Origin of the sequence: Sphingomonas melonis DAPP-PG 224 (assembly GCF_000379045.1) — a bacterium.
GTDB lineage: Bacteria > Pseudomonadota > Alphaproteobacteria > Sphingomonadales > Sphingomonadaceae > Sphingomonas > Sphingomonas aquatilis.
Map to the genome: position 1 here is coordinate 3,559,883 of NZ_KB900605.1, position 16,462 is coordinate 3,576,344.

Annotated in this window: 9 protein-coding genes, 1 tRNA gene and 1 pseudogene; 1 reads left to right on the forward strand and 10 read right to left on the reverse strand. The window is 68.5% G+C overall.

Going from position 1 to position 16,462, the window contains the following annotated elements; all coding sequences use genetic code 11:
- Positions 1 to 2: 2 nt before the first annotated feature.
- From SPHME3_RS0117270 to SPHME3_RS0117310, 10 genes and pseudogenes are all read right to left on the reverse strand, one after another.
- A complete protein-coding gene (locus tag SPHME3_RS0117270) occupies positions 3 to 1,814 on the reverse strand; it encodes a site-specific integrase (RefSeq protein WP_018251111.1) in 1,812 nt (603 codons plus the stop codon).
- Between the two features lie 21 nt (positions 1,815 to 1,835).
- A pseudogene (locus SPHME3_RS21785) lies at positions 1,836 to 2,042 on the reverse strand (DUF6538 domain-containing protein); the annotation flags it as partial.
- Between the two features lie 92 nt (positions 2,043 to 2,134).
- Positions 2,135 to 2,208 (reverse strand) — tRNA-Gly (locus SPHME3_RS0117275).
- Between the two features lie 46 nt (positions 2,209 to 2,254).
- Positions 2,255 to 3,934: an N-acetylglucosamine-specific PTS transporter subunit IIBC gene (gene nagE, locus SPHME3_RS0117280; RefSeq protein WP_017978109.1), complete on the reverse strand. Its 1,680-nt coding sequence runs from the start codon at positions 3,932 to 3,934 to the stop codon at positions 2,255 to 2,257.
- A gap of 20 nt (positions 3,935 to 3,954) precedes the next feature.
- On the reverse strand, positions 3,955 to 6,453 hold the full coding sequence (gene ptsP, locus SPHME3_RS0117285) for a phosphoenolpyruvate--protein phosphotransferase (RefSeq protein WP_017978108.1): 2,499 nt from the start codon (positions 6,451 to 6,453) through the stop codon (positions 3,955 to 3,957).
- Positions 6,454 to 6,548: 95 nt separating this feature from the next.
- Positions 6,549 to 9,461: a beta-galactosidase GalA gene (galA, locus tag SPHME3_RS0117290; RefSeq protein ID WP_017978107.1), complete on the reverse strand. Its 2,913-nt coding sequence runs from the start codon at positions 9,459 to 9,461 to the stop codon at positions 6,549 to 6,551.
- The gene (gene nagA / locus SPHME3_RS0117295; RefSeq protein WP_017978106.1) at positions 9,458 to 10,633 is read right to left on the reverse strand and encodes an N-acetylglucosamine-6-phosphate deacetylase; all 1,176 of its coding nucleotides are present in this window, start codon (positions 10,631 to 10,633) and stop codon (positions 9,458 to 9,460) included. The genes galA and nagA overlap by 4 nt, the downstream gene beginning before the upstream one ends.
- On the reverse strand, positions 10,630 to 11,664 hold the full coding sequence (locus tag SPHME3_RS0117300; protein WP_018251112.1) for an SIS domain-containing protein: 1,035 nt from the start codon (positions 11,662 to 11,664) through the stop codon (positions 10,630 to 10,632). The genes nagA and SPHME3_RS0117300 overlap by 4 nt, the downstream gene beginning before the upstream one ends.
- A gap of 38 nt (positions 11,665 to 11,702) precedes the next feature.
- On the reverse strand, positions 11,703 to 12,440 hold the full coding sequence (locus SPHME3_RS0117305) for a GntR family transcriptional regulator (protein ID WP_020486424.1): 738 nt from the start codon (positions 12,438 to 12,440) through the stop codon (positions 11,703 to 11,705).
- Between the two features lie 78 nt (positions 12,441 to 12,518).
- Positions 12,519 to 13,289 (reverse strand): copper homeostasis protein CutC, encoded by a 771-nt coding sequence (locus SPHME3_RS0117310; protein WP_231372525.1) that lies wholly within the window; start codon positions 13,287 to 13,289, stop codon positions 12,519 to 12,521.
- 271 nt (positions 13,290 to 13,560) lie between these two features.
- Between SPHME3_RS0117310 and SPHME3_RS0117315 the strand changes: the two genes are divergently transcribed.
- Positions 13,561 to 16,338 (forward strand): TonB-dependent receptor, encoded by a 2,778-nt coding sequence (locus SPHME3_RS0117315; protein ID WP_017978102.1) that lies wholly within the window; start codon positions 13,561 to 13,563, stop codon positions 16,336 to 16,338.
- Positions 16,339 to 16,462: the final 124 nt, after the last annotated feature.

A 16,462-nucleotide genomic window follows, 5' to 3' on the forward strand; every position in this document is an offset into this window, starting at 1 on the left:
CATCAGGCCTTCTTCCTTGACGCACAACCCACGGCAGAGCCGGTGCGCGACCGCTCCGATACCGCGAGCAGGCGGACAGGTGCGGGCTGCAGGTGGTCGGTGACGACCGTCAGTGCCGCGACCATGACTTCGAGTCGCCGGGCGAGGATGGCAGCGCCCCCCTTCATGAACCAGGCCTTGGAGTATTTGCGCGGGCCGGTCCCCTCCCGTGCGTGCCCCATGATGTCGTCGACGACGAGCTGCTTCGTCTCCGACGCTTCCAGTGCGCTGCCGCCCGTTGTCCGGAGCGAGTGGAGGTCGGCACGCTTGCCATCCGACGTGCGGGGCAGAGGAAGAACCCCGTCCACGTGGTCGAGTTGATATCGTCCTGCGGACGCGTAGAAGCGCTTGCCGCCGACGTTGGTCAGGCCTTCCTGATAGAGTTCGGGAAATGCTCCGACGTGTCCCGCCGCCTCCACCGCCTCGATGTAGCCGCGCAGGTTGAGGCGAAGAAGCTCGGGATGCAGCGGCACCATGCGCCGTCGCGACGGACGCTTCAGGCCGGACGGGCGGGTGCCGTCCTTGCTCTTGGTCATGTTCTCCACGATTGCCACGAACGGGGTTTCCACGTCGAACACGAAGTCCTCGCACTCGACCCCGCATGCTTCTTCGCGCGAAAGGATGCCGTAGGATAGCAGCAACGGCACCCAATAGGCCGCATCGTGCCAGACCACGGGATCGGGATCGGGCTTGAGCCGGCGCCCGCATCCGCCACCGCCGGTGTAGATCGTCGATGAGAACAAAGCACGCAAATGCGCGTCGGTCCAGGGCATGCGGTCCGGATCGTCGGGATTGTCGACCGGCGTGGCACTGGCGAACCCAGCGAAGTCGACCACCGGGTCCTTGCCGTAGCGCGGCTTCCACGCCGTCTTCATCAGCTCGCGACCGAAGCGGCTGAGCGTCGTCAGATCGCGGTTGACCGTGCGGTCGTCGCGCCTGGTGCCGCCCTTCTTCTCCACCTCCGCCATAACCTCGTCGAAGGGGCGGCTCATGTTGCCCTTCTCGAAGGTGCCCCAGCGGAATTCGGTCGGCAGCTTCCGCAGCGTCGCCGCGAACAGCCGCGCATCCCCGGGACCGTAGTCGCACAGGCGCTTGTTTCCGGTGATCCACGCGAAGCCGCGAATCACACGACCGCGCTGCGCGACATCCTCGTTCCAGTCGCCGGACGCCTGGATATCGGCGATCGTATCGTCGACGACGTCGGTCAGACGGCGGGTGTCGGTCATGAGAAACGGTGTCGTGATTTCCGACACGTCGCGCGCCGGCGGGCTCGCCGCCGTGCGGATGCGGGTGACCAGCGTGTCGTCCAGCAGCGCCGACACAGGATCACCGCCGGCTACCACCTCCGGGTGGTCGCTCAGCGCCATGCGCGCCTGTGCTTCGGCCCGGCCCAACAGCAACTGCACGCCTGCGTCACCGACGACCCTGTCGCTAAGCGGCGCGCCAAGGTTCCTCAGTACGTCGTGCGCGATCTTGCCGCTCACCCGGTGGGGAGCGCAGGACTTCAACATCAGAATGACGGCGCGCCGATCCTGCTCGGAGAAGTCCGGTGTATGCTCTTCGAGCAGCGCGACGGGAAGGTCGTCGGCACCTGCGGCCAGACGCGCGGCGATACGATACGTGGCCGCAAAGATGCGGCTGGTGCGGTGATCCACGCCGGCTTGCGCGTCGTATCGCGCCGCGGCCGCTACGCCGAGCTCATCGTTGAGGCCGTGTCGGAATACCGCCACCGCCTCGCTCGCGGTCATGTAGCCGCGCTCCATCTGCTGGATCATCACGCTCGTCGTCTCCCACCGGACCGACAAACATGCGGCGAGGCGACGTGCCTCGGCAGGGTCAGCGGTCCCCAATGCGATGGTTATAGGACGGCTAACCAGATTCCGGAGGTAAACCCTGCGGCGGTAGTGATACCGCGCCCCGCGTCGGCACAAATAGCTGGTCGTTGCCACACTCGATTCCCGGCGGCGTGCCGACGCGAACCTGTGATGCGAGGGGACGTCCATCGGCTGGTGCACCGCTTGGTGCTACAGCCCGGTGCCTCGCAGGCGCGGCCGGACGCACGCGATGGCGGATTTCTGTGGGTTCGGCGCGAATGTGGAGCGGGTGAAGGGAATCGAACCCTCGTATTCAGCTTGGGAAGCTGCTGCTCTACCATTGAGCTACACCCGCGCAGGCGCCCGGTTAGCCGGGCCGCCGCGGGGATGCAAGCGGTGTGTCAGGTCAGCAGGTGCAGCGTATCGGGCGCGGCCCAGGTCAGCGCGCGGCCCTGGGCGGCCAGCGCCGCGGCATCGACGCGGTTCCGATCGGTGACGACGATGCGCAGGCGGGTGCCGTGGCGGGTGGCCGAGGCGACATTGCCGCCGCCGCCCAGCGCCGCTTGCAGCATCGGCGACAGGTCCACCGACGCCGCGGCCGGTGTCGGCTCCGCAATGACAGTCGGTGCGCCCTCGCCCGCGTCCCCCGCATCCAGCGCCGCGCGCATGTCCATCGCGAGCGCATCCGCGATGCCGCCGACGATCACCTGCACCGACGTCCCGGACGGACGCAGCACGCCGCGCGCGCCGAGGCTGCGCAGGCGTGCTTCGTCGATCGCGGTGGCGTCCGCCACGCCCAGGCGCAGGCGGGTGGCGCAGGCGTCAATGCTGCGCAGGTTTACGCGCCCGCCGAGCGCCGCGACGAAGGCCGCGGCCTTGGCATCCGCGGGGACGGCGGCGGCGGGTGCGGCCCCCGCCTCCACCGGCTCCCGGCCCGGCGTCTTGAGGTCGAACCGCACGATCGCCCAGCGGAACAGCGTGTAATAGACCAGCGCATAAACCGCGCCAACGGGCAGTAACATCAGCGGCTTGGTCGCCTTGCCGTAGTTCAGCACATAGTCGAACAGGCCCGCCGAAAAGCCATAGCCCATGCGCACGCCGAGCGCGTTCATGATCGCTTCCGACAGGCCGGTCAGCACCGCGTGGATCGCGTACAGCACGGGCGCGAGGAACATGAAGCTGAACTCGATCGGCTCGGTCACGCCGGTCAGGAACGAGGTGAGCGCAAGGCTGAACAGCATGCCGCCCACCGCCTTGCGCCGATCGGGCGCGGCGGCGTGGTACATGGCGAGGCAGGCGGCGGGCAGGCCGAACATCATGACCGGGAAGAACCCGCTCATGAAACCGCCCGCGGTCGGATCGCCGGCGAAGAAGCGCGTCAGGTCGCCGGTCTTGCCGTGATAGTCGCCGACGACGAAATAGGCGACGTTGTTGAGGATGTGGTGCAGACCCGTCACCAGCAACAGCCGGTTGAGCAGGCCGAAGGCGAACAGGCCGAACCCGCCCGCGGCGACGACGCCGCGGCTCAGCGCGTCGACACCCGCGTTGATCCCCGCATAGCTCGGCCCCAGCAGCGCGCCGATCGCCAGGCCGGCGAACCCGGCAAGGATCGGGACGAGGCGACGCCCGCCGAAGAAGGCGAGATATTCTGGCAATTTCACGGTGGCGAAGCGGTTGTAGAACAGGCCGCCGACCAGGCCTGCGATGATGCCGATCGGCACCTGCAGCTTGTCGATCGCCGCGCCCTTCCACGCCGTCGCCAACGTCGCGGCGATGGCATCCGCGGTGCCCGGCGGCACTGTGCCCGGGGGCGGCACGAGAAATACCTGCGCGGTGTTGCCGATGGTCAGATAGCAGACGATGCCCGCCATCACCGCGGCGCCGTTGCCATCGCGCGCGAAGCCGGTGGCGACGCCGACCGCGAAGAGCAAGCCGAGGTGCGCGAAGATCGCATCCCCGGCCGCGCTGACGAAGGCGATGTTCAGTAGGTCCGGCTGCCCCAACCGCAGCAGCAGGCCCGCGACGGGCAGCACCGCGATCGGCAGCATCAGCGCACGGCCGAGCGGCTGGAGGAAGCTCATCACGGAAAAGCGGGACTGGCTCATCGGGCGGCCTCCTCGGCGAAACGTCGGGCAAGGCCGCGGACCTCGGCGGCACTGGCGGCAGAGAGAGCGGCGGCGGCAAGGTCCTGCACCGCGGGCAGCGTCAGCCGCGCGACGAGCGCCTTGATCGCGGGCACGCGCGCGGGCGGCACCGACAAAGTGCGCACGCCGAGGCCGATCAGGATGGGCGCGGCGAGCGGATCGGCGGCAAGGCCACCGCAGACGCTGACCGGCACGCCGCGCGTCGCCGCGCCGCGGCAGGTCATCTCGATCAGGCGCAGCACGGCGGGGTGCAGCCCGTCGATCCCGGCGGCGAGCGCCGGATTGCCGCGGTCCATCGCCAGAACATATTGGGTGAGATCGTTGCTGCCGATCGACAGGAAGTCGCTGTGCGCCGCAATCAGGTCCGCGGTCGCGGCGGCGGCGGGGGTTTCGACCATCGCGCCGAGTTGCACTGGACCGACACCGAGTTCGTCGCGCAGGGCATCGAGCGCGGCGCGCACCGCGATCATCTCGTCGGCGCTCGCGACCATCGGCACCATGATGCGGCACCGCGCGACATCGGGGACGGACAGGATCGCGCGCAGCTGCGCATCGAGCACCTCGGGCCGGGCGAGCGCGACGCGGATGCCGCGCAGGCCGAGCGCGGGATTCTCTTCCGTTGGGAGATCCAGATAGGGCGCCGGCTTGTCGCCGCCGACGTCGAGCAGGCGGATCACGACGGGCCGGTCGGGCAATGCCGCGACGATGCCGCGATAATCCGCCGCCTGTTCCGCGACGTCGGGCGGCGTCGCCCGATCGAGGAACAGGAATTCGGTGCGCAACAGGCCGCAGCCCTCCGCCCCCTGCGCCGCGGCGGCCTCTGCATCGGCAAGGTTGCCGAGATTGGCATAGACGTGGATCGCCTGTCCGTCCGCAGTCGTCGCCGGGCGGTCGCCCGCGGCGAGCGCCGCCGCTTCGTCCGCGGCGCGCTGCGCGATCGTCTCGCGCGCGGCGGCAAGGCATTCCTCGGTCGGATTGGGGATCAGGATCGCGGCATCGGCGTCGAGCATCAGCACCGCGCCATCGTCGATCGCGTCGATCGCCGTGCTGAGCGCCACGACCATCGGCACGCCCATGCCCGCCGCAAGGATCGCGACGTGCGACGTCGGACCGCCGCCTGCCAAAGCGAAGCCCGCCACCTGCGCCGCCGACAGGGCGCCGAGCTGCGACGGCAGCAATTCGTCGGCAAGCACGATCGCCCCCGCGGGCACGCTGGCCAAGGCCGGCTGCGTGCCCAGGATCGCATGCACCACCCGCAGCGCCACATCGCGAATGTCGTCCGCCCGCTCGGCGATGCGCGCGTTGCCGGAGGCGCGCAGCGCCGCGCCCTGCGTCTCCGCCGCGCTCAGCATCGCCGCGGCGGCCGACAGGCCATTGGCCACCGCCGCATCGGCCCGCGCGCGCAGATCCGGATCCGCTAGGATCGCGCGATGCGCCTGCAGCACGCCGCCGAGATGACCGGGACGGGCCGCCTCTGCATCCAGCGCCCCATCGACGCTCGCGATGGCGGCAGCGAGCCGCTCGCGCTCGACGACGACGCCCTCGCCGGCGCTGGGCACGTCGGGCAGTTCGGCGCGCAACCAGAAGGCGGGGCCGATCGCGAGACCCGGCGCCGCCGACACACCGCCCAGCACGCCCGGCGGCAGCGTCGCCGGGGTGGCGCGCACCACCGGCCGGGCGGCGGGGGCCGCCGCCGCGCCATCTTCCACCTCATGCGTCAACAACGCCTCGATCGCGGCGATCACCGCCTCGGCACCGCTACCGCGCGCAACGATCGTCACCGGGCTGCCCGTCGCAAGGCCCAGCGATAGCAAGGCGATCGGGCTCGACGCCGCAGCCGTCTGGCCCGCGGCGATGAGCTGGACGTCAGCACCACTCTCGCGCACCGCCGCGACGATCCGCGCGGCCGGGCGCGCGTGCAGCCCGTGCGGCAGGCGCACGATCGTCTCGTGGCGCACCGTCTCGCCCGACGCGGCGGAAGTGGCGGCGTCGGCTGCACCGCTGACGATGCGGACCAGCGGATCGCCGACCGCGACCAGCCCCTCGTCCGCCGCATCGGCCAGCGACACCGCGGCACCCTCGACGACGATCACCGGCGTGACCGCGGACGCGGCGCCGAGCACCACGGCGTCGAGATCGAAGCGGATCAGCGGATCGCCGCTGCGCACCGCATCGCCCGGCGCGACCAGCGGCGTGAAGCCCTTGCCGGCCATCGCGACGGTATCGATGCCGATATGCATCAGCAGCGCGACGCCCTCGCCCAGCCCCAGCGTCACGGCATGGCCGGCGGCATGGACGGTCAGTACGGTCGCGTCGCAGGGGGCATGCAGCGTGTCGCCGACGGGGTCGATGCCCAGCCCCGGCCCCATCATGCCCTCGGCAAACACCGGATCGGGAATGCCACCGAGCGGCAGCACCCATCCTGCCAGCGGCGCCTTCAGCTGCACGTCGATCATCCCGTCATCCCTCCGGCCGTTGCCGCCGTCCGCTACCGCTCCCTGACGGGGCGATCATACCGATTGAATACCAATCGCAAAGTAAATCTGTAACATCAACGGGAGAGTGCAACGGGCCCGACAATTCCCGACGGCGCCTGCGCATCCGCCTGCACGATCAACACGATAGTCCACTCGCCGCCACCAGCTGGCAGGGCGGCTGCAATTGGTCCGGTCGCGGCATCGGACTTGTCGGCGATCCGGACGCCGTCCACCCACAGCTCGGCCCGCCCGGCGACCGCGGCAAAGGCGATACGGCCACCCTTGGCGGCAATCGCGCGGATCGGCGTGACGCGCGCGCGATAGACCTGCCAGCCCCCCTGGGGTTCGGGCGCGGTCGCGGTCCCGCTGCGGACGAAGCTCCAGCTGTTGTTGTCGCCATCCGCCGGCGCCAGGCTGGCGTCGGGCTTGGCGCTCAGCCGCGGCGAGCGACGCCACGAATCGATCGTGCGTACCATCGCCGCCGCCGGCACCTGCGCCCGCGGCGTCGCCGCCAGCCGGTCGATCCGCAGCGTCGCCGGCTTCAGGCCGGGCGCCGTCGCGCGCAGCGTAATGCGCCCGCGCGGCGCCGCGTCCGCTTGCACGATCACCTGCGCCAATCCGTTGAACAGCGATCGGGCATTGCCCTTTTCGGGCTCGTGGCTGTTGGGATCGCCATTGCCCAGCCCGATGATCACCGCGCCCTCGATGGCGAAGCCGACCGGGAGGTTCGCGGTCGGCACATGCCGGCCCTTCGCATCCACCGCGTCGACGGTGACGGGCTGCACGTCCTCGCCATCGCCCGCCATCACACGCCGCGCCGGCGTCAGCCGCAGCGCGACCGGCGCACCGACCGTCTCATGCCCCGCCCGCGCGACCTCACGCCCGCCGCGATACGCGATCGCCTCCAGCGTTCCCGGCGCATAGGGCACGGTAAAGCTGTTCCCCATCAACCGGTCGACCGCCCCCTCGCCGACGACCCGGCCGTTCAGCGTCACGACGATCCGTTCGGCATTGGACATGACGAGCAGCTTGATCGGCTGGCCTTCCTTGCCCGGCCACGTCCAATGCGGCGCAATGCCGATGACGGGTGCGTCGTCGATCCAGCCGGCGCGGTGGATGTCATAGGCGGTCTTGCGAAAACCGCACAGGTCGAGGATCCCGAAGAAGCTCGCGATCGTCGGCCAGGCGTAGGGCGTCGGCTCGCCATGATAGTCGAAGCCCGTCCACACGAAGCCGCCCGCGACGAACGGCCGGCTCGCGATCTTCGCCCAGCCGGCGCGATGCGTCTCGCCCCAGGCGGCGGCATGATCGTCCATCGACGACAGGACATGCGCCGCGGCATCGTCGGCAAAGGCGCCGCGCGTCATGAACGCGCTGGTATCCTCCGAACTCGTCATCGGCTTGGTCGGATTCAGGCGATGGAATTTGTCGTAATCGCCCGGATAATAGTTGAACCCGACGACGTCGACGACGCTCGACACATTGTGCGGGTTGAAGAACGACCCGTTCATCGCCGCGGTCACCGGCCGGCTGTCGTCGAGGCGGCGCACCGCGGCTCCCATCCGCCGCACCATCTCGACACCCGCCGCGGTGCCCTGCATCGGTTCTTCGTTGAACACCGACCACAGGATGACGCTGGGGTGATTGCGGTCGCGCCGCACCAGCCATTCCAGCTGCGCCATATAATCGGGCGAGGGATTGAAGTTGCGGTTCTCGTCCATGACGAGGAACCCCATCCGATCGCACAGTTGCAGGAAGGCGGTGGCGGGCGCGTTGTGCGAACAGCGGATCGCGTTGCAGCCCAGCTCCTTCATCCGCTCCAGCCGCCACATCAGCAGCGTGTCGGGCACCGCCGTGCCGACGCCGGCATGGTCGAGATGCAGGCACACGCCCTTCAGCTTGACGTGCGTATCGTTGAGAAAGAGGCCCTTGTCCGCATCGAAGCGGATCGTGCGAAAGCCGACCTGCACCCGCCGCGCGTCGACGCTTTTGCCGTCGCGTTCCAGAGCAACCGCCACCGTGTAGAGCATCGGCGTCTCGACCGACCAGCGCTGCGGGCGCGCGATGGTCAGCGTCGTCGTCAGCTCCGCAGCGTCGAGCGATGGCACCGCCACCAGCTCGCTTGCCGCAGTCGCCACGGTCCGCCCGTCGGGATCGACCAGGCTCGCCACCGCGCGCGCGCGGACCGGCGCCGCCTCGGTCGAACGTGCGGTGACGGTCACCGGCACGCGCCAGGCGTCGCCGCCATCATGGCGCGGATCGCACTGCACGCCGTCGGTTTCGATCGACACCGGCGCGCGCCGCGCCAGCCAGGCGTGGCGGTACAGGCCGGCACCTTCGTACCACCAGCCCTCCATCGCATCGGCATCGACGCGGATGGCCACGACGTTCAGCGCATCCCCGAACCGCGCGAACGGCGTGATGTCGAGGTAGAGGCTGTTATAGCCCGACCAATTGTGCGCGACCGGACTGCCGTTCACCCAGACGGTTGCATTGGTCGCGATGCCGTCGAACTGCAATTCCAGGTAACGTCCCTCGTCGGCGGGATCGAGGCGGAAGGCACGGCGATACCAGCCGATCCCGCGCGGGCGGTAGCCTTGCGACGGATTGGCGGTCTCGACGAACGGCTGGAAGCTTGCCCAGTCGTGCGGCAGCGTGACGGGGCGCCACTCGCTGTCGTCATAGTCCATCGCCGCCGCGCCGCGCGCGTTGCCCGCCTTGGCGCGCAGATACGTCTCTTCGTGCGTCGTCGCGGGCGGTACGATCACGTCGCCCTCATGGAACAGCCAGCCCGTGTCGAAGCCGATCCGCGACGGATCGATCACCGGCAGCGGATCGGGCAGCCGGGCGGTGGGCAGCGGCATCGGCAGCGCGCCATAGCCCGTCGCGCTCCTGGCGGAGGCGATGGCGGGCAACCCCGCCGACAAACCCAATGTCAGGCCGGCTCCGGCGGCTGTCCCGAGAAGCTGCCGCCGGTCGATCGTCATGCGTTTACCGCCTCATGCTCTTTCGCCGCGGCGCCCGGCACCGCGACGCCGCCGATCACCGTCTCGACCGGCGCCATCGCCGCGGTCAGTCGTGCCCAGTCCGCGCGCAATCCGGCCGCGAGCGTGCCCCGCTCCGCCTCCAGGCCCAAGAAGGCCGCGGGATTGCCCGCCGCCATCCGCGCCGCCACCGCCGGCTCCAGCCCCAGCATGCCCATCGCATTGGCCACCGCGGTCGCCATGTCGAGGTCCGATCCGGCGAGCGTACCGTCCTCATACGAGCAGATGCCATCCGCGACGCGGATCTGGCGCCCTTGCAGCACGAAGTCCTTATGCTCCGCGCCGACCGAGGACATGGCGTCGGTGACGAGCATCATCCGCTCCGGACCGCGCGCGCGGATCGCGATGCGCAGCACGGCGGGCGCGACATGCACGCCATCGACGATCAGCCCGCACCACGGCCGCGGATCGTCGAGCGCCGCGCCGACCAGGCCCGGCGTCCGCTGCACCATCGCCGGCATCGCGTTGAACAGATGGGTAATTCCGGTCAGCCCCGCATCGAACGCCGCAAGCGCCGTGTCATAGGGCACTTCGGTATGCCCCGCGCTGACGCGCACGCCAGCCGCCGCCAACCGGCGGATATGGTCGATGTTCGCCAGTTCGGGCGCGATCGTCACCATCGTCACGCCGCGCCGCGGCTTGGCGAGCAGCGCAACCATCTCTTCGTCGAGCAGGCGGAAGCGCCCGGCATCGTGGATGCCCTTGCGCGCGACGTTCAGGAACGGCCCCTCGATATGCACGCCGACGACGCCCGGCACGCCCGCACCGATCGCCTGATCGACGGCATCGAGCGCCAGCGCGATCCGATCGGGCGTGTCGCTGATCAGCGTCGGCATCAACGCCGTCGTGCCATAGCGCGCGTGCGCCGCGGCGATGGCGCGCACGCCTTCGACGGTCGGCTCGTCGTTCAGCAGCACGCCGCCGCCGCCGTTGACCTGCGTGTCGATGAAGCCGGGCATCACCCAGCCCCCCTCCAGGTCGACCGCATCCGTCGCCGCGCCATCCAGCGGGCGGATGCTCGCGATCCGGTCGCCGGTGACGACGATCTCGGCGCCGCGCCACACGGCATCGCCGACCACGACGTGGCCGTTGGTGAAGCGATGGGCGGTGCTCATAGCGTGCGCGTCACCTTGGCGAGATGCGGCGGCGAATCGGGATCGAGCCCGCGATGCCGCGACAGCGCTTCGGCGAGGCCATAGAAGCTCGCCAGCATCAGGATCGGCTGCACCGCCGGATGCGCCTCCAGCGCCGGCAGGTTCGCGCGGTCGTCGCCGGCATGCGCCGCCAGCACCGCCGCGCCGCGTTCGCGGAACGTCTCGACCACCGCCATCACGTCCTCGCCCGCCGCATCGGACGTGGCGAGCGCCAGCACCGGATAGCCTTCGCCGACGATCGCCATCGGGCCATGACGAACCTCGGCGGCGCTGAACGGCTCGGCCTGCAATTGGCACGTCTCCTTCAGCTTCAGCGCGCATTCCTGCGCCACGCCGAAGCCATAGCCGCGACCGATCACGAACATCTGCTTCGCCTCGGCGAGCACGTCCACGCCCGCGCTCCAGTCGAGCTTTACCGCCGCATCGAGCTGTTCGGGCAGCGCCGCGACCGCCGCCTTCAGCGCCTCGTCGCCCGACCAGGCCGCGACCAGCGCGGCAAGACCCGCCATCGCCGCGATACACGACTTGGTCGCCGCGACCGACTTCTCCGGCCCCGCCGACAGCGCGAGCAGCGTATCCGCCATCTCGGCGAGCGGCGACGTTTCGTCGTTCACCAGCGCGACGACCTCCGCCCCCGCCTTGGCATGCGCCTCGACGGTCGCGAGCAGGTCCGGGCTGCGGCCCGATTGCGAGATCGCGATGCACAAAGCGCGACGCGTCGACACCGGCGCATCAAACAGCGACACGACCGACGGCGCCGCCGACGCGACCGGCACGCCGACCATCGTCTCGATCAGATACTTGCCATAGGTCGCAGCATGATCCGACGACCCGCGGGCGCAGGTAACAACGACGTCGGGCGCGTTCGCACGCAGGCGTTCGCCCAGCGCGGTCAGCGCCTCGGCATTGCGCGCGACCAGCCGGGCGACGGTCGCCCCCGCCTCCAGCGTCTCGGCGCGCATCAGCGTCGTGCCGATCGTCGTGTCCGTCATCGTATCCGTCGTCACAGCAAGGCGCCCTTCGCTAAGGATCAGGTGTCGGCGAGCTCGGCCACGAAATCGTAGCTGTCGCCGCGGTAATAGGATCGGGTGAATTCGACCGCGCGGCCGTCGCGCAGGAAGGCGCGCCGCTCGATCAGCAACCCGGGCGAGCCGGGATCGACGCCCAGCATGCGCGCATGGTCGCCGCCGAACGGCACCGCGCGCAGCCGCTGCAACGCGCGCACCGGGCGATGCCCCGCCTCGGTCAGCGCCGTGTACAACGAGGCATCGACCGCATCGACCGACGGCAGGCAGAAACCGGCGATCGTCGACAGCTCCAACGCCATCGGCACCTCGTCGGCGAAGCGCAGCCGCTGGAAGCGATAGACCGGGGCGCTGGGCGACAGCGCCAGCGCCATCGATTCCTCGGGCGAAACGATGCCCGCCGCGCGCGAAATCCACGCGCTCGACGGCACGCGCCCGCGCGCGACCATATCTTCCGAGAAGGACGACAATTTGCTGAAGTTCTTCTCGACGCGCCCGGCGACGAACGTCCCCGCGCCGCGGCGGCGGGTCAGCAGGCCTTCCTCGACCAGCCCCTCGATCGCCTTGCGCACCGTGATGCGCGACACGCCATATTCGACCGCCAGATCACGCTCCGCGGGGATCGCATCGCCGCGCGTGATGACGTCCGTGGCGATCGCGTCACGGATCAGCTGTTGCAGCTGGAGATAGAGCGGCGAGGGATTTTCAGCGCGAAACCGCCCCACCTTGCTCATGAAACTCATCGTCGATCCCCTTTTCCGCAAGCGTCTTCGGCATCAGGCGTGCCACGCTACGCGGACCGGCGCCAGTGGCACCTTGCGCTACAATTGTCTTAGATTGGACTTGTCGTCAATCACCTGTCGCAGCGCTGCGACTCTATTGGCATTGGTCTGGCGCGGCAGCGGACCGAAGCCAAAGCGGTCCCGCTCCACTGCCGGCGCAGGATCGCTGGCCGAACCATGCAGCGCGCCCGCATTGGTCGCATCCAGCAGCGCGGCTGCCGTGTCGGCCGCCACCCCCGCCCCCGCCATGATCGTGCAACGCCCCGCTGCGCGCGCAACCATCGCCGCGATCGTCGCCGCCCCCTCCATCGCGGTGCGCGCGCCGCCGGAGGTCAGCACATGGTCGAACCCCAGTGCGACCGCCACATCGACCGCCGCCACCGGGTCGGCCACGACATCGATCGCACGGTGCAAGGTGAGCGGCGGGCGATCCTCGCCAAGCCCCGCGATCCAGGCCCGCATCGCCTGCTCCGCAAGCTTTCCCCCAGCCGTCACGCCAATCACCAGCCCCTGCACCCCGGTCGCGACCAGGGCACGCGCCTCAGCCAACGCCAGCGCCATATCGTCGGCATCATAGTCGAACCCGCCCGCCCGCGGCCGCACCATCGCCCGCACGGGCACACCCGCTGGCACCGCCAGCGCGAGGACGTCCGCGACCAACCCCGCCGACGGCGTCAGCCCACCGAGCGCCAGCGCACTGCACAGCTCGATCCGGTCACATCCCCCCGCGATCGCCGCCGCCGCGCCCACCGCCGATTCGACACAGATTTCCAGCGCGACTCGGGAGCGCCCCACTGTTTGCGATACCATCACCCCGAAATCTCCTTTGGAACGGCATTTCACCCTAAACGGCTGATCGCACGAGAGCGAAACGACACAATAGGTCAGCTACCCTACCAAAATAAATGTGACAGTTTTTATATATACCATTTGGGCTTTATTGGATATGTAGCAATGCAGCAGCAACGAGCAGGAAACGCGTAATTGTTTCGCCGTCGCTGCACTGTCGCCGGCTTTGCGGCAGTTGGGAACATAAGGGGGGGCATGCGGCCGGGCGTGTTCCATATTCAGGGAACAGCCTATGCGCCTGCGCCACGTGATCCTCGTCTCCACCATTCTTGCCGGATTCGCCGGCAGCGCCCACGCACAGGAAGCGCCGACCGCTACGCCGACGGGAAGCACCCAGACCTCGGGCCAGACCGACGCCGCGGGCGACGACATCGTCGTCACCGGTTATCGCGGGTCGCTGCGCGAAGCCATCAACGTCAAGCGGAACGCCAACGCCGTTGTCGACGTCATCACCGCGGAAGACGTCGGCAAGTTCCCCGATCGTAACGTCGCGGAATCGCTCTCGCACATCCCGGGCGTCAGCATCGACCGTCGCTTTGGCGAAGGCGAGAAGGTCGCGATTCTCGGCACCGATCCGGCGCTCAACCGCATGCTGCTGGACGGCCACGCGCTTGCCTCGGCAGACTGGGGTGGCAACGACAACGATCCGTCGAGCCGCACCTTCAACTATTCGCTGCTGGCACCGGAACTGGTCGACCGGCTGGAAGTCTACAAGTCGCCGGAAGCGCGTATCGAGGAAGGCAGCCTCGGCGGCACCGTGATCGTTCGCACCCGCCGTCCGCTCGACTTGGCAGCCAATGCGATCTTCGCCTCGGGCGGCTATTCGTACAACGACCGTTCCGACAAGGGGAATGTTCGCGCGTCCGGTCTTTACAGCTGGAAGAATGCCGACGAGACGTTCGGCATTCTGGTCGCAGCCACCTACGACAAGCAGAACCTGACCCGCGCGGGCGTCGAATTCTTCGGCTACGACAATGTCGCTCCGAACGGTACGGGCGCGTGCCCTTACAACAGCCCGTTCGTCAACTGCACCAACGGCACGCTGAGCCTGAAGAGCCAGGGCGCTACGATCAACGGCGGCACGATCGCCGACCTGTATAAGGCAACCTCGCCGTTCGGCATCAACTATGCCTATTTCCAGCAGCAGCGCCAGCGCGCCAGCGTCACCGGCACCGTCCAGTATCGGCCGCGTCCTGACCTGACGTTCACGCTGAACGGCCTGCACATCGACGGCAACTACAACAATTATAGCCAGTCGATGTACACGATCCCCGGCGCATGGACCGGCAGCGTGCTGCAATCGGCGACGGTGAGCAACGGCGTGGTTACTGGCGCGACGTTCGGCGCCGCTCCCAATCAGAGCGCACAGCTCGACACGCTGGTCCGCCGGACGAAGCTGAAGACCGACAACGTCAATCTGTTCGCCGATTGGGAAGGCGACAATGGCGCCAAGATCGCCTTCGCGGGCGGCTGGTCGAAGGCAACCGGTGGGCGCAATCCGGAATATCTCTTCAACGTCCAGACCAAGCTGCCTTACAGCTATGCGTTCACGCCGGACTCGGCGACGGTCAACTTCACCGGCGACCTGACCAACCCCGCGAATTATTTCACCAACCCCAATAACAACCCTGCCCAGATCGAGGGGCGTCCGCTCATCATCAACGGCAAGCAGCTTGTCGGCGCCCAGATCGGGGGGCTCGATTACAGCGTGACGACCGACCGCGACATTTTTGGCGGGTACGACGCCACCGTGCCCGTCGCGTTGGGCCCGCTCACGCAGATCCTCATCGGATCGCGGGTCACTGACCACGTCAACCGCGTGGACGCTCGCGGTATCAACACTTACCTCACGTCCTCACGCACGGCGAACCAGCTCGGCGTGACGACGCTGACCACGCCTGACGGCACGTTCGACGGCAGCGGCGGCATGGGCAACGCGACCAAGTATCTGAACCTGCCGGATCAGGCCGTGATCGACATTCTGGCGAATGCGATCAACAGCCCGCTCGTCACGAAGGTCGGCGCGTCCACCAAGGTACGCGAGACCGTGATCGCCAGCTATGTTCAGGCGAATTTCGAACAGGGTCCGCTTCGCGGCAACGTCGGTGGTCGGCTGGTGTACACGCGCGATGTGTCGAACTTCGCCACCACGCCCAGCGCCGTTGCGAACCCGCAGCCGATCCCGACCCGTGTCGCGACCGACTATCTGAAGTTCCTGCCGAGCGCGAACGTCGCCTGGACCATCTCGCCGAAGGTCATCTTGCGCGGTGCCGTGGCCAAGGTGATCTCGCGTCCGCGCTATCAGGATCTGGCTGCCGCGACCTCGCTCAACGACATCACGCTCGACGGCGGCGGCGGCAATCCGAACCTGAAGCCGTACGAGTCGGTGAACTACGAACTGACCGCGGAATGGTATCCGCGGAGCGGCACGCTGCTTGCGGTCGAACTATTCCGCCGCGACATCAAGAACTACGTCATCGCGTTCCGTCAGAACGTCGACTATTTCAACGCGCTGCAGAACCGGATCACCACGTACAACGTCAGCCAGCCGATCAACGGCGCGAAGGCGACGGTGAACGGCGTGCTCGTGTCGGGGCAGGCTGAAATCTGGGGCGGTTTCGGCCTGCAGGCGAACTATTCCTATCAGGATAGCAGCACCTCGTCGGTCGACGTCACGGGCACGACGCTGAATCTGCCGTATCTGTCGAAGCATACGGTCAACGTGATCCCTTATTTCGAAAAGGGTCCGTTCCAGGCTCGCGTCAGCTACAACTACCGCACCTCTTATTTCCGCACGATCGGCCGCCTCGGCTCGCGCGAGATGGTGGCGCCGTATAATCAGCTCGACGCGTCCGCCTCCCTCAACCTGCTGGACGGCGTCGTGCTCAGCGTGAACGCGCAGAACCTGCTCGACGAAACCTATCGCCAGTATAACGCGACCCCGGATCGTCCGACCGCCTTCTACAAGAACGGTCGCACGTTCTCCGCAGCCTTGTCGTTCCGCATGTAAGATATTGGCGCCGGCCGATCGACGGCCGGCGTCACCCTGTTCCTCCCCGACGAGCGCGCTCCCCTGCGCGCTCCGGCCCTCGGACCCCGGCGCGCTATCCAGCGACGCCGGGGTCTTTTTTGTG